The following is a 16,427-nucleotide window of genomic DNA, read 5'->3' as shown; positions in this document are numbered from 1 at the left end:
GTGCCAGCCAGGCGGTGGTCTCGGCTTTGGCCAGCGCCATCTCTAGCTCGGTTACTACTGCGCCTACAACGCCAACCACACCGACTACACCAACTACACCAACTACACCAACTACACCAACTACACCTGCTGCAACGTTCGATTTGAAGAACACCACCAGCTTGCAAGCGGCAGTGACCAAAGCGGCAGAGATCAACAAGACCACACTGAGTCCAGAGTCCTTGAGCAGCATTGCCAAGGTGGTCTCGCAAAGCAACACCTTGCTCAACACAGCAGCGCAAGGCGCAACGATTGCAGAGTCGCTCACCGCGATGTCCAAAACAGCGGCCGTAACGCAAGGCAGTGTGGTGGAGCAACTCAAAACTGCACTGGCCAGCACCACACCTGCTGCACCTGGCACAACGCCTAAACCACCCTCTGCCGCAGACATAAGTGCGGCATTGGGCAACATCGACAAAAGCTTTGCCGCTGGTGATGTCGCAAAGCTGGTCACAGAAGCCAAGGCCGGCGCGATTGCAACAGGCATCACGCCCGATGCTGTGCCTGGCGGAGCGACGACCAATTCCAATGCGGTAAAACCTCCTGTGGTCACACCACCTAAGCCACCAAGTGGCGGCGGAGGCGGTGGTGGCGGTGGCGGTGGCGGCGGAGGTGGCGGTGGCGGTAGCGGTGGCACAACACCTGCAGAAGAAACCGTAGCACTGCAACTGGACTCTAAATCAGGAACAGCAAATACGCCTTATGCCCTTAGTGCAAGTGGCAAGGCGTTTGTGTTTTCAGACGATATCTATGTGGCCAGTTATTCAAGCATCAGTGATTTTGGTGCCAACGATGCTATTGCATTAAATCACCCAGATGCCGGACCATTCTTGGCAATTTCCAGTAAGGGCACGCAGATTGAGTTGACTTATAACTACAAAGGCGTGATCTCATACATCGTTTTATTGAATGCCATCACGAACGGTCAAATTGTGTATGACCTCGCAAGCTTTAATGCGTTGCCTCTTGGTGACATTGTCTTTACGGGAAGTGATTTTTTGCAGGTCAAGACCCTGGATACATCAGGTGGCACTCTGACAAACCCAATGACTTACTCGGCAAGCATTGGTGCTTTTTCTTTTGTAGACGATGCTTCTATTCAGAGTGTGAATCGAATTACATCGTTTGGTGAAAACGACGAGTTTCGTTGGAAAAATGTTACCGCAGAACAAATTTCATTTTTTAGTCAGGGTGGCAACGTCACCATGGTGTCAAACATCGACGGCGTCGTTTCTAGTGTCACGTTTGTAGATGTCATTCCTACTGGCGCCATCGTATTTGATGTCAATAGCTTCAATGCATTGACAGTTGGCAACGTATTTTTCAGTTAATTTTTGAATTGAGTCATCATGACCACGAACTTTATTGGTGTTCTTTTAACCACCACGCCCAACTACACAGTGGGTTCAGGCTTTGTAAGTCAGATTTATGACTCAAGGGGCGCGCAGACAATTACTGTGCAAGCAGGTGGTAGCTTGGATTTGGTGGGTGCGTTAGGTGCAAATACCATCAACTTGCATGGTACAGCCAGTGCTTGGCAAATTTGGCGAGATGGCTCTACGGCAATTTTGTCGCACACCAATGGTGATCGCATCAACTTGCCTGCACAGTTGGATGCGCAAAAAATTGTATTCAGTGACTTGCAAGCCAATTTGAAAATTGACACCAGCTCGGGTAATGCGCAAGTAAAGTTGGGTGACTTGGTTTTAGATGCCAATCCAGTTACCATTACTTCGGCTGCTGTGAACACGGGCACCATTTCAAATGCAACCAAAGCACCCTGGTCTTTGGTGCTCAATACATCAACAGGCTCAAAGTCCACAGGCTATACCCAAAACTTATTGGTGAGCGATGGAACTGCTGTGGGTACCAATTTACTCCCGATTGACCAGTCTATTCAGAATGTGGTGGTAAGCCCTGATGCGACCAAAGCGGTTTTTACTTCATATCAAAGTGATGGCACGCAGAAACTGCAGATGCTGAAAAACAATGTCATTACAAACCAAGGAACAGTAGATTCTTCAGTTCAACCAATTGACTTGGGTGACAAAGTTTTCTTCTTGCCACAATCAACAGACATTGCCAGAACTGCATCTGTCACAGATTGGTCAACGGATCAATCGAATTTCAGCACGGTGATGGGCGGATCAAAAAGTAACTTTAAACTGGATTCAACGAATCAAGCGATTTGGATGCCTCAATTTCTGGGTCCATTTGGTACCGAGTTGGTGAATGTGGCGGTTGGCTCAAATGGAAGTCTGACGGCCTCAATGCCCAAGGACATTGCAGTAGGATCAAATTCTGGGTTGAGTTCCTCAGGTAAGTCAGGATCTGGGCAGTTGGACGGTGCAGTTCTACCAGATGGACGAATTGTTTTTGCAGCTAATGATGGTGCAACTGGCATGGAACCATGGGTTAGTGATGGCACTGAGCAAGGTACCAAGTTGCTGCGTGACCTATACAGCTACAGTTCCAAAAGCGGTAGCGGAAGTAGCAGCAGTCCATCCGGTTTTGTGACGCTTGGAAACAAGATTTTATTCACGGCAGTTGTCAATAAACAAACCGATGGCACTATCAGTGAAAAAGGACGCGAGTTGGTCATTACGGATGGCACTGAGGCGGGCACGGTTGTCTATGACCTAACCGCTGGCTCCTCATGGTCATCTCCACAATTTTTAGACCAGCTGAATGGCTATCAATATTTCTCAACTCAATCTGCTATTTACAGAACCAATGGCGGAGCACCAGAAAAATTAAGTGATTGGGATTTCTTCGATTCGCAAATTTTAGGGCACTCTGAGCAGAGGGCATTCATTACAAAATCTGATTCAGGGATGGGGTCAGAGTTGTGGATGGCAAATTTTTCTACTCGCACTCTTTCATTGGTTAAAGACATCATGCCAGGTGTTGGGGGAGGCATGACGGCCCACAGCAACCAAGTGCGGCAAATGGTGGGCGAGAAATTTGTTTTCACCGCTTACAAATCGGCAACTGAATTGACGCTCTATGTCACAAACGGCACATCAGGCGGTACCTATGAAGTCGCGACAGCTCCCATTGTGCAATTTGCAGTGATCAACAATGACCGCTTCATTTACAGAACGACAACAGGTATTTTTGGCTTCCAAGTAGGTGATGGCGCACCCACTCTTTCAACATTGACGACTGAAATCTCAATACAAAGTTTTCAGACCGATAGCAACCAGGTTTTTTATCAAACAAGCACAGGTGCTTTGTATGCCAGTGGCGGTACATCTGCAAGCACTGTCAAGATTGCAGAAAGTGTTAACCAATTTAAGTTGATCGCGGATGATGCTATTTATTTCACAAAAATAAATACCAATACCAGCAATATGGCGTTGTGGTACTCAGATGGCACCACAGCAGGTACTCAATTTATTGAGGACTTGCCAACTGGCTCCTACAATTTGACCGCCGCATTTGGCTTGCGAAATGCCAGCGCACCTGTCAACAATGACACAGTTGCACCTGTCCTGAAAAAAGCAACAGTCAATGGTGCAAGCATCACACTCTCCTTCAATGATTACAACGACTTGGATGCTGCGCACCCGCCAGCTGCCAATGCATTTAGCCTAACTGGCACAGATGCCGCAGTAAGTAGTGTGGTGGTGAATGCAAGCGCCAAAACAGTCACTTTAAATTTGTCCAAAGCAGTGAGCAGCTCAGACACTGTTAAGGTGACATACACCGATCCTTCTATTAACAATGACTCTTTTGCCATTCAAGATACGGCAGGTAATGACGCTGCAAGCTTTACCAATCGTTATTTGATCAATGCAACGCCAGATAATGTTGCCCCTGTCTTCAGTTCTGCCGTGGTCAACGGTTCGGTACTCACCTTGTACTTCTCTGACGCCAGTATTTTGGACGCGGTGAATGTACCGACAGCCAGCAGATTTTCTTTGGGTGGTACCACTGCTACTGTGACATCAATTGCCGTCAACAGCACGAATAAATCAGTTGTATTGAATTTGTCTGCGCCCGTAAAAAGCTCCGACACCATTACGGTTAGTTATGTAGATCCGACAACCGGTAACGATACGTTGGCCATTCAAGATATCAATGGGTATGACGCGGTCAGCATTTCCAATGCAGTTGTAATTAATCAAACGCCAGTTGAAGAAGTCAAAGCACCTTGGATGCTGCTGTTGCAGCCAGGCAATAGCATTTACATGAGTGATGGAACCAAGTTAGGATCTGATTATTTAACGCTGCCTGATGGAACGTATCCGACTCAATCTGGTCTGTGGGTTGCAAATGCTGACAAAACTGCCGGCGTATTGGTATTCAATACCTATTCAGCAGTTGGCCTTAACTACTCATACAAAGTTTATGGCATAGGTGGTTCACTTCAATCCCTCACACTTTTAGGTGCAGGCATAGATACGAATTACAACAACACAATCTACAAGCTCGGCGATAAGATTGTGTTTGCACCCTCTCCTTATGATTGGGTTGGGTCAAATCTAAGTGGTCTTGTTACAGATGTAACTGTTTCAGGCACAAAATTGATCCCTTCTTTACGTGCAGGCATCTTGGATGACTCTAGTCAAACCATTTGGTCAACACTTAGCAGCGTTCCTTATGGTCGTGAACTTTTTAAAATTTCATTGTCAGACGCTAATCCAAGTATGTCATTGGTAGAAGACATTTACCCAGGAACATCAAGCGGCCTTAATTACCTGACTAACGGTACCAATAATCAAGCAGCATTGTTACCAAGTGGTAAGTTGGTATTCAGTGCCTATACCCCCACATTGGGTTTTGAGCCTTGGGTGAGTGATGGAACAGAGGCTGGTACTTTTCCTCTCGACTTGTATCCAAGCCCATTAGGTAAAAGTGGTTACAGCAGTAATCCGCAGTCTTTCGTTGCTTTTGAAGGCGAAGTTGTATTCACCGCAAGCGTTAATGGATGGGTAAAGGGCACTGACACAATTAATACAGGTCAGGAGTTGGTATTTACAAATGGCACCTTGGCAGGAACACATGTGCTTGATGTATATCCTGGAAGTAACTCATCAAACCCTGAAATTGTGGGTCAAGTCAATGGCCTCTTGTACTTCACTGCGACAACTTCAGCTGGTAAGGGAATTTATTCAACCAATGGTACGACTTTCAATTTTTTAGCAAGCATCAGTGACGGTGCAAGTCGGTTGGCCTGGGATTCCAACAAAGCATTTTTTAGCGTGACAGATACGGCAAGGGGCGGAGAGTTGTGGGTTGCAGATTTTGCAGCGAATACCTTTGGTTTGGTAAAAGATATCTTGCCTGGTAGTGGCTCGGGCTTATCTGGCGATGTCGGTGCATTTATGGTCAATGGCAAGCTGGTTTTTAAAGCTTACACATCTGCCACAGAGCAAAACTTATTTGTGAGCAATGGTTCAAAAGCTGGGACCGTTCAGATTGGTGCGAGCTTAGGTGCTTACGTTGCGTTAGGTAGCACCTTGGTGTTTGCTGATGGGAACTCCATCAGTGCTGCTAATTTGTCTGGAAGTACACCTGTCAAAACTGAACTGGTGAATGTGGGCTCAGTTGTGGCCAAGATGGAGTCAGATACTGACCAAGCGTTCTTTAAGTTGGCCAATGGTGACTTGTATGCAACCAAAGGAACTCTGTCGACCACATTCAAACTGGCCAGTTCTGTTTACAGCTTCAAATTGGTTGCAGAAGACGCCATTTACTTTACGGTTTCTAATTCACAAAGTGCTAACGGCTACGATCTTTGGTATAGCGATGGAACAGTCTCTGGAACTCGGTTTGTAGAAGCTGTACAAAATGAAATTGCCAGAGTATTAGACACTGCGATAGCAATCCGAACACCGGGTACAGCGGCGCCCAACGATATTTCAGCGCCAGTAGTGACGGCGGCTGTGGTTAGCGGTACTAGTTTGCTGATTACCATGAAGGATGACAACCAGCTAGATGCAGCACATCCGCCAGCTGCCAGCGCATTTACCTTGAGCGGTACAGATGCAACCGTATCTGCCGTGTCCGTTGATGCCGCTTCAAAAACAGTCACCCTGACATTGTCAAAGTCTGTACTTAGCTCAGATACGGTCAAAGTCAGTTATGCCGATCCAACAACGGCCAACGATACAGCAGCACTACAAGATGCTGCTGGCAATGACACAGTCAGTTTTACGAATCGGTTTGTTACCAATCAAACTTCAGACAATGTAGGACCTGTGTTTAGCTCAGCTGTTGTGAATGGCGCTACACTGACCATGACTTACACAGATGCCAGTTCACTTGATGCTGTGAACATACCTTTGGCAAGTAGATTTACGCTGGGTGGTACAACTTCAACAGTCTCTTCAGTAGTAGTCAATGCGACTAACAAAACAGTGTCTTTGACTTTGTCTGCTTCAGTTCGAAGTACAGATGCAGTGACTTTAAGTTATGCAGATCCATCGAACAGCAATGACACCGCTGCAATTCAAGATGCAAATGGCTACGATGCAGCCAGTATTACCAATGTTGCAGTTACCAATGAAACGGCAGATAACATGCCGCCATTGTTCAGCTCTGCAGTAGTCAATGGCAACACGTTGACCATGACCTACACTGACGCAAGTTCGTTAGATGCAAGCAACATACCCGTTGCGAATAAATTTACGTTGGGGGGAACCACCGCAACTGTTTCTTCAGTGGCTGTGAACGCAAGTGCTAAAACGGTAACTCTTACTTTGTCTGCTGCAGTGACTAGTTCAAATGTGGTGACAGTAAGTTATGCAGACCCGACATCCGGCAACGACACTGCTGCAATTCAGGATATCAATGGGTATGACGCAGCAAGTTTGACCAATGCGACCGTTGTCAATCAGACGCCTGTTCCCGAAGTGAAGGCGCCGTGGACTTTGTTGGTTCCGCAAAACTATAGATATTATTCCAGCGATGGCACCAAGCAGGGTTCTGATTTTGTGACATTGCAGCCTAATACCTATATGTATACCGGTACCAAGCTGAACGTAACTGGCGACGGTAATTATGCGGTTTACAAAGTTGAATGTTACGACAATACAACCAGTACTTACTTTCAAAAGGCGTTCAGTATAGGCAGTTCAGTCGTGGCGCCAACGCCGTTGGCAGCTGACATAGATGTTTATGGCGCAACACTCAAAGTCGGTAACAAAATTGTATTTACAGATTCGAATGACCCAAGCAAAAAAGGATTGATAACGGATGGTACTGTGAGTGGTACAAAGCTTGTGTCTGATCTGCCTAACGGTGCTATTGATACGGTCTCGCAAACCATTTGGGCAAATTATTACAGTCCACCCTATGGCAATGAACTTTTCAAAATTTCATTGAATGACACAACACCAAACATTAACTTGGTTAAAGATATAAATCCAGGCGCTATGTCTGGATTAAATTACTTTACAAGTTTAGGCGCTATTTTGCCAAGCGGTAAGTTGGTATTTAGCGGCTACAACCCAACATATGGTTATGAAGCTTGGATTAGCGATGGCACCGACTCTGGAACTTTCGCATTAGACCTTTTTAGCGGCAGTATTAGCGGAGCTGGTACTTCTCCGAATTTTGTTTCTTTCGAAGGTGAAGTTGTATTTTCTGCAAACGTTAACGGTTGGGTCAAAGGTTCAGATACATTGACATTGGGACAGGAGCTGGTGTTTACAAATGGTACCGTTCCAGGTACACATGTATTGGATGTGTATTCAGGGTCTAATTCATCCAGCCCACAAATTGTGGGCAAAGCAAATACGCTTTTGTTTTTCACGGCCAATACCGCCGCAGGCCTTGGCTTTTATTCGACCAATGGAACCACATTCACTCGGTTAGGAGATGTTGGAAGTTCTGTCATTCAATTGGCTGCGGACGCTAATAAAGCTTTCTTCAGTGTTGCAGATACTGCAAATGGTTCAGAACTATGGGTTGCAGATTTGTCCAACAACTCATTTGCTTTGGTTAAAGACATCTTGCAGGGCAGTGGTTCATCCTTGACCGGAAACGTTGACGCGTTCATGGTCAGTGGAAAACTGGTGTTCAAGGCTTATACATCAGCTACCCAACAAAACTTATTTATCAGTAATGGAACCAGTGCGGGCACTGTTCAGATTGGCAGCACTGTGGGCGTTTACAAGGCAATAGGGAATACATTGCTCTATGTCGACGGCAACTCTATAGCTGCGGCCAATTTAAGTGGTGCTACACCTGTTAATTCGGAACTTGTGAATGTCGGTTCTGCCCTAAAGAAGATGGAATCTGACACTGATCAGGCGTTCTTTAGTTTGTTGAACGGTGATTTTTATGCAACCAATGGAACTCTCAATACCACTGTGAAGTTGGCGAGCGCTGTCAAGAACTTCAAAGTGGTGGCAGACAACGCCATCTATCTGGTCACAGCAGACACCCAGAGCACGACTGGCTATGACCTCTGGTACAGCGATGGCACGCTTGCTGGCACGCGTTTCATTGAGGAAGTATCGGCTGATGTTTACACCAATCTTGATAACGCCGTTGCTATTCACACTGTAGGCGTGAATGTCTAAAGACGACGCCTTTGCTTTCGAGGCTATGCGAACGCAAGGCGTGTTGACGCCTGGCGCTTCATCTCACAAATTTGAAGTTTTGTGCGCCTACGCCAAATTGGCTTTGAAATTGCAACGTCCCGTAGAGGCAGGTTGGGCCTTGCACTATGCCAGTGAATTGCAGCAGGCATCTGAACATTTGCCCCATGATTTGTTAATGCCCTCATTGGTATGTCATCCGGTTTGGCATCACCCTTTAAAGTCAAAAAGTCTGATGTTGATCAGGCCGCAAGAACAACACCGTACTTTTTTAACGGAGTTGCTTCAAACAACTTCATTCGTTGAGCGTTACAACAGTTTTATTGGCAGCGGGCCTGCAGTTGTAGAAGGATTTATCCAAAGAACGCGTTTACAGCCTTTGCAAACTAAACAGCTAGATTGGGTGATAGTTGATTTGTTAGGCAAGCCGCTTGGACTGGCATGCCTTGCTGATTTGGATTTTGAAAACAGACGCGCTGAATGGTTGTTGGGTTTTCCTGTTTTGCCTGAAATGCGGCAGAAGATGGTGGAGGCTGCCATGCTGTTGTTTTCTGCCGCATTTTCTAGTTTGCGACTGGAAAAAATCTATGGCTATGTTTATCAAAGTAACAAGGCAGCGCAAGACGCCACGCTTCATTTGGGGTTTCAGCGAGAAGGCGTTATGCGCTCGCACATTAGAAATCGAATTACAGCCCAACGCGAAGACCTGCACATTTTTGGCTTGTTGCGAAAAGAGTTTTTTGAAAATTCACGATTGACCCGAATAGGCCGCAAAACAGTGGCACCTAAGTATCCTGCGGGGTGCTTAAATTTGAATTTATCTAATTAGAAAAAATAATGGCCACCTACGTCAGCTACACACCCGGAAGTTTGTTTGACAAGGCGCTATTTAATTTTGCGGGTTGGACTCAGTACAAGTACTCTGGCACGATCAGGGTGTCGTTGTCGGATGGAATTCCTCAAACCTACTACACCAATGGTTGGATAAAGCTAAGTGAACTAACCATGTATCCCTACAGCGCTGAAGTTGTTTGGGATGCTAGCGATGTTGGTGACGTTCAAAATATTCTTTCAATTTTTTCATCGTATGCAGGTCTTCAATTTTCATCAGTTGTTGATTACGACTCGTTTACTTACTCGGGCAATACATATTCATTAGATACGCCTATAGAGGTTGGAGGAAATTCCGACATCAACATTACGTTGATGTATGCCGCAAGCAACTTACTGGGAATTAGTGGTGCAAATAAGGACACCATTTTTGGTTATCAATATTCTCAAGGTGATGTTTTTATCAATTTAAATGGAGCCGCCTTTGTGGGAGAGGGCGGCGTCACATTTGCTGAGTCGTCAAAGAGTCGCCAAGTATTAATGCATGAAATGCTGCATTCTTTAGGGTTGTCGCATCCACATATTTCATACTCTAGTGCAGGTGTGGCAACGCTCTCTGCCAACTTTTCAGCCACCAAGGACGCTGGGTTCTCGCAATTGGGTTTCAAAACCGATACTGCGGCAGACATGAACAAAGAGTACTTCACCATCATGTCGTATGACGATGAAAGTGCGGTCATAGGAAACAATGCCTACACACCCATGATCATGGACGTGATTGCATTGCAGAAGGCGTATGGCGAAGGCTCAGGCACAACAGGTAGTGCAGACAACACCATCACCGCTGGCACGGTAGGTTATAGAACCTATTTTGATCCGGGTGGTATTGACACCATGGATGCTAGCAACTATGCGTTGGGTGCTTACATCAACATGGGTGTAACGATTACGGATGCTGACCATTTGGTAGGTGTGGTCATGAGCTTGGCTGACTTCAATAACACACTTGTTAACCGAGGTGATCCGGCCAGCTTGAGGTGGTTTTACGGTGAATTTGAAAATGCAACAGGCTCAGCAGCTTCTGATTTGATCATTGGTAACTCTTTGAACAATGCGATCAATTCAGGCGCGGGTGACGATTTGATTTCGGGTGGGGCAGGTAACGACACAATCAATGGTGGTACTGGGACTGATGTTGTTGCATTCAATGGCAATAGGGCCCTTTATAAAATTGAATGGGTTGCAGCCAGTGGTTTTTTCAAAATCACAGCGACAGACAATAGCATCGATCAACTGACCTCTATTGAACGGCTGACTTTTAGCGATGTGTCATTCAATTTGGAATCAACACCGCCAACGCTTGCTCTGAGTGCTAGCAAGACCACTGTGATGCTAGATGGAAGCTCAACCGTCACCATCTCTTTGAGTGAAGCAAGTACTGATTTCACTTTGTCTGATCTCACGGCAACTGGTGGAGACTTAAGCAACTTCAGTGGCAGTGGCTCAACTTATACAGTGACTTTCAAGCCGAATGCTGCAACGGGATCAGTAACTGTTGCCAATGGAAAGTTTTCAGACTTGTCTGGCAATTTGAATGAAGATGGCTCAGATTCTGATAACACTTTAAATTTCACATACGATACAGTTGCCCCAAAAGCAACGTTAAGTGCCAACCGAACGCTGCTAAAGCTAGGCTCTACAGCCACCATCACCGTGACTTTGAGTGAGGCCAGCACTGATTTTGTGGTGGGTGACTTGGATGCAGTGGGTGGCACCTTGTCGAACTTCACAGGATCAGGCACCAGCTACAGCGTAACTTACACGCCAACTTCTGCGACTGGGAGTGTAACGTTGGCAAGCGGCAAGTTTGGCGATGCGGCAGGTAATTTGAATGCCGATGGTTCAGAGGCAAATAACACAATCACATTAAGCTATGACGCTGTAGCCCCTACGATTGCAGTGACAAAGGACAAAAGCAGTGTCAAGGCGGGTGAGACGGCGTTGATCACGTTTGTGCTGAGCGAGTCGAGCACAGACTTTGATGTGAATGACATTACAGTCACGGGTGGCACACTGAGCAACTTCAGTGGCAGCGGTGTGAATTACACCGTGGTGCTAACGCCCACTGCTGAAAGTACCACCAATGCGGTGGTCAGTGTGTCAAGCAGCAAGTTGACAGACGCGGCAGGCAACGACAATGCAGACGGGGCGGATGCAGACAACAGTCAAACGCTGACTGTGAACACAGTAAGGCCAAGTGTAGCGTTGGCGTTGGACAAGACCGCTGTGAAGATGGGTGAGACTGCTGTTGTGACATTCACAGTCAGTGAGTCGGTAACCGACTTTGCGCTAGAAGATGTTGTGGCAACGGGTGGAACGCTGAGTAACTTTAGTGGATCGGGCACCACCTACACGGCCACCTTTGCACCAGCAGCAGAAACCGCTGTGAGTGGCACAGTGAGTGTTGCCAGCAACAAGTTCACGAATGCTGCAGGCAATCAAAATACAGACGGCGCTGACGCAAATAATACAAGAGCAATTGCCGTCGACACGATAGTGCCGACAGCCCGTTTAAGTGCCAACCGAACGCTGCTAAAGCTAGGCTCTACAGCCACCATCACCGTGACTTTGAGTGAGGCCAGCACTGATTTTGTGGTGGGTGACTTGGATGCAGTGGGTGGCACCTTGTCGAACTTCACAGGATCAGGCACCAGCTACAGCGTAACTTACACGCCAACTTCTGCGACTGGGAGTGTAACGTTGGCAAGCGGCAAGTTTGGCGATGCGGCAGGTAATTTGAATGCCGATGGTTCTGATGCAAACAATGCTTTGGCATTTAGCTATGAGCCCAAAATTCCTGATGTGGAGCGCTTGGTGGTCGCGTCGGGTATTGACTCTGGTACTTCAAAACCCTATTTAGATTTTCAAGTAACTTTGTCTTCGAATTTTTCGAATGCGCAAAGTATTTCTCTGCTGTATTGGGCAATCAACGATAGCCAAACATGGATGACTCTCGCAAGGGATTCTGCCACTGGTATTTTTAAAGCCAGAGTAGAACTTTCGCAATATGCCAAGAGTACAGACTATGGCATCAGAATAATCAGTGCCACTGACAATACCCAAACTCAATTGTCACTCAATGAGTATCAGTTAACGGAGTTGGGCTTTAACATCAAGACCAGCCTCAATAATCCGAGTTCGGACAGTGATTCGCCTGAGCTTGTCAGTGTTCAAACATCACCTTCGTATTTGAAATCAGATGGTTCAATTGCGGTACCAATGAAAATTGTAGCGTCTGATACGGGTAGCGGTTTGAAGGGAAGCTTTGTTGTCGAATTTTTCTCGCCAACTGGCGCTAGCTTGCAGCAGTGGGTAGATTTCGGCTCAAACGGCGTAGCTGAGTTTGACTTTGGCTTTTCAAAATTTTCGCCAACTGGCGTGTACACGGTCAACACCATTCGATTAGAAGACAAAGCCGGTAACAACCAAATGTCGCAGCAGTGGCTTTTGACGAATCCCGTGACAATTCAAATTCAGAATGCCAACGGCGACACCGAATTGCCGGATTTACAGACATTCAATCCCACTGCCAAATTCAACAGTGCTACCCAACGTCCCATTATTCATTTTGAGGGTCTAATTTCTGAAACTATTTCGGGCTTGAGGGGTGTTTATGTGCGAATGCACAGTCCAACGGGTGTCTTGATTGATGCACCTTGGCTTGATTTTTCGAATGAGGGCGCGGGGCGCTATTCTTTTTCTGGTGTTAAGTCTCTTTCGACCGAGTACACCCCAGGTGAGTATTCAATAGATTATGTGTTTTTTGAAGATATCGCTGGCAATAAGAACACCTACGACTTTCAACAAGGTAACCTGAAATCTTTGCCACAAAAGATACGCGTTTATTTTCCTACGTCGGCAGATCAGCTTGAAGTAAATGGCTCGGATAACGACGATTTTGTGTTTGGCACAGATTTGTCAAATGACTTGCTTAAAGGCGGAAAAGGAAACGATTACTTATTTTCAGGATCGGGCAATGATGTTGTAGACGCTGGAGAAGGCGATGACACCATTGTGGGTGGCAATGGTGAGGGTAACGACTCTTATATAGGCGGAATTGGCCAAGACACAGTTGTTTACAAAAGTGCTGTAAGCGGTATCACTGTTAACTTGGTCACAGGAACTGCCTCGGGCCCAGAAATTGGTAACGATACATTGACTGGTGTTGAGAATGTTGTGGGCGGCCAATCTTCGGATCAATTAACTGGCGATCAAAACGACAACAAAATTGAAGGTTTCTCTGGGAACGACTCTATTGAGGGTGGTGCAGGCATTGACTCAGCCATTTACTCGGGGGTCAAAGCCAATTATGTGATCAGCGCGATAGAAACTGGTTTCACTATTCGAGACACAGTTGGCAGCGAGGGACTTGATACGCTCCGAGGCATAGAGTATCTGCAATTTTCAGATACAAGCCTTGCACTGGCCAACAACAGCCCTGCTGGTGCTGTGTCTGTCCAGGGTACAGCCAAAGCGTTTGAGGTGCTAACAGCTTCCCATACATTGACCGACGCCGATGGCATGGGAGTCGTAACCTATCAATGGCAGAGCAGTACTGACGGAAATACCTGGAGCAATGTTGTTACGGGTCCTTCACTTAATTTAACCAATGCGCTGTCTACAAAATTGATTCGTGTGCTTGCAAGCTACCTAGACGGACATGGGATCGTTGAGTCAGTCAGCAGTGCCAGAACTGAAGCTGTTCTGTATGTAGTGGACACAACGCCACCTACAGCGGCAATTACAAAAGACAAAACCACTGTCTTAGCAGGCGAAACTGCAAATTTGACGTTTACGTTGAGTGAAGAGAGTACAGACTTTTCAATGTCTGATTTGACAGTTAGCGGCGGCACACTCAGTAACTTTACGGGCAACGGTGCAATTTATACAGCTGTCTTTACGCCGCTGTCCGACAGCACGGCTAACGGCGTTGTGAGCATTGCAAGCAATAAATTTTCAGATTCAGCAGGCAATTTGAACGCTGATGGACAGGACGCTGACAATACACAAACACTGACAGTCAATACAGTGCGGCCTGCAATTGAAATAACTGCTAGCAAATCCAGCGTTAGAGCAACTGAAACTGCAGTGATTACATTCAGTCTCAGTCAGCCTGCAACAGATTTCGATGCCAGTGACGTTACGGTTTCTGGTGGCACACTGTCTAATTTCTCTGGAAGCGGTTCACTATATTCGGCCACCTTTACGCCCATCTCTGGTAGTTTCGATGCAGGCCTTGTGTCTGTTGGTAACTTAAAATTTTCTAACAGTGCTGGTAATTTGAACCGTGATGGCTCTGAAGCCAACAATACGCTCACCCTAACTCGTGATACCTCTCCTGTACCAGTTGCTGCCAGCGGCGGCGGAGGTGGCGGTGGTGGCGGTGGTGGCGGTGGTGGCGGCGGTTCTACCGCCAAGCCTGTTACCTCTGTCACACCAGTGTTGCCTGTATTTGATAAAACAACGGTCAGTGGTGCCAGTGCAGCCAAAGAGCAAGATGCAGCCCTTTCTTTGACCAAGGCCTTGACTGCCATGAACCTTGCTTTGCCTGAGCAGGTTCAAACCATCTCGGTCAAGTCTGAAACTTTGTCTGGTGGCGTACAACTCACTACCAGCAATGTTTCCTATGGCTTGGGCAACAATTTCACACAAAAATCTTTACAGGCCACAACATCGTCTGGTGTGAATTTGAGTCTTGGCACTACCGTCCCAATTGTGTCTGGACAGGTTCCTACCAAATCAACATCAGTTTCTTTAACTGGTGCTGTATCTTTGGCTGTAACGCAGTCTGACAAACCTATCAGTGATGTTTCTTATATGGCCGTTGCTCTGGCAGCATCGCTTGGTAAAGAAACGATGCTGGCTGCACAGTCCTCCATGAGTTTGATGCTGGACAAAGTTACAGCTACAAAATCAACTTCGGACATTACCAAGTCGTACAACATGGCTGTTTTAGATTTTTCTAAAACTCAAAGCACAGGCTCTGAAAAAATTGATTTGAAATCGGTTGCAGGCGAAATCTTGGTATTGAAAACGCCAACAGCAGCTGATGGTAAAACGATGAGTTTGACGCTCAACAACAGCGTGACGGATGCTTCAGCACCTAGCACTTATGTCATGGTGGTGGGTGCCGCAACCATTCGAGGTGGTGATGGTTCGCAAACGGTCGTGGGTGATTCTGGCGCGCAAGATATCATGCTTGGTGCGGATGATGATCAAATATTTGGCGGTGCAGGTAACGACACTTTAGGCTCTGCCGGCGGCAATGATTTGATTGATGGCGGTTCGGGCAACGACACTGTTTTTGGTGGCATTGGCAACGATATCCTAATAGGTGGCACAGGTGATGATGTTTTGCGAGGCGATGATGGAATTGACACTGCCCGATATTCAGGGACGCTCAATGAATACAAAATAGTGCTGGGCGTATTGGGTAAGAGCACTCCGAGCGGGGCAGGGGCATCTTCTTCTGTGACAACACTGCAACATACCCTTGAAGGCAAAGATTCTCTCACTACCATTGAGCGTTTGGAATTTGCCGATGTGAAATTAGCCATTGACCTCGACGGAAATGCGGGCCAAGTAGCCAAAATACTAGGTGCAGTGTTTGGCAAAAATGCTGTGAAGGACAAAGCCTATGCAGGCATTGGTTTGTATTTCTTAGATAACAAACTAGCAGATTACTCTAGCCTGATGAAGTTGGCCATAGAGACCAAGCTGGGCACCACCACGCCTACACCTACGCAAGTTGTCGACTTGCTGTACACCAATGTAGTTGGTGTTTCACCGTCAGATACAGACAAAGCACCATTTGTAAAGTTATTAGAAACTGGTGTCTATAGCATCGCCACTTTGGGCACAATGGCTGCAGATACAAGTTTCAACGCAAACAACATTGATTTGGTCGGCTTGCAAACCAGTGGATTGCTGTTTACCAGCCCATAG

Annotated in this window: 4 protein-coding genes; all 4 read left to right on the top strand. The window is 46.6% G+C overall.

Going from position 1 to position 16,427, the window contains the following annotated elements:
• Positions 1 to 1,370: hypothetical protein (locus B9Z46_RS14790; RefSeq protein WP_199220626.1), on the top strand; the 1,370-nt coding region annotated here is incomplete at its 5' end.
• A gap of 18 nt (positions 1,371 to 1,388) precedes the next feature.
• Positions 1,389 to 8,573: a SwmB domain-containing protein gene (locus tag B9Z46_RS14785; protein ID WP_108257359.1), complete on the top strand. Its 7,185-nt coding sequence runs from the start codon at positions 1,389 to 1,391 to the stop codon at positions 8,571 to 8,573.
• Positions 8,574 to 8,682: 109 nt separating this feature from the next.
• A complete protein-coding gene (locus tag B9Z46_RS14780; RefSeq protein ID WP_158268456.1) occupies positions 8,683 to 9,420 on the top strand; it encodes a GNAT family N-acetyltransferase in 738 nt (245 codons plus the stop codon).
• Positions 9,421 to 9,428: 8 nt separating this feature from the next.
• Positions 9,429 to 16,427 carry an Ig-like domain-containing protein gene (locus B9Z46_RS14775; protein ID WP_146179280.1) on the top strand — a complete coding sequence of 2,333 codons (6,999 nt, stop codon included), beginning with the start codon at positions 9,429 to 9,431 and terminating at the stop codon, positions 16,425 to 16,427.

This window comes from Limnohabitans sp. Hippo4 (assembly GCF_003063605.1).
Classification (GTDB): Bacteria; Pseudomonadota; Gammaproteobacteria; order Burkholderiales; family Burkholderiaceae_C; genus Limnohabitans_A.
The sequence above is the reverse complement of the archived record's forward strand: the minus strand, read 5'-3'. Positions and strand labels throughout refer to the sequence as shown.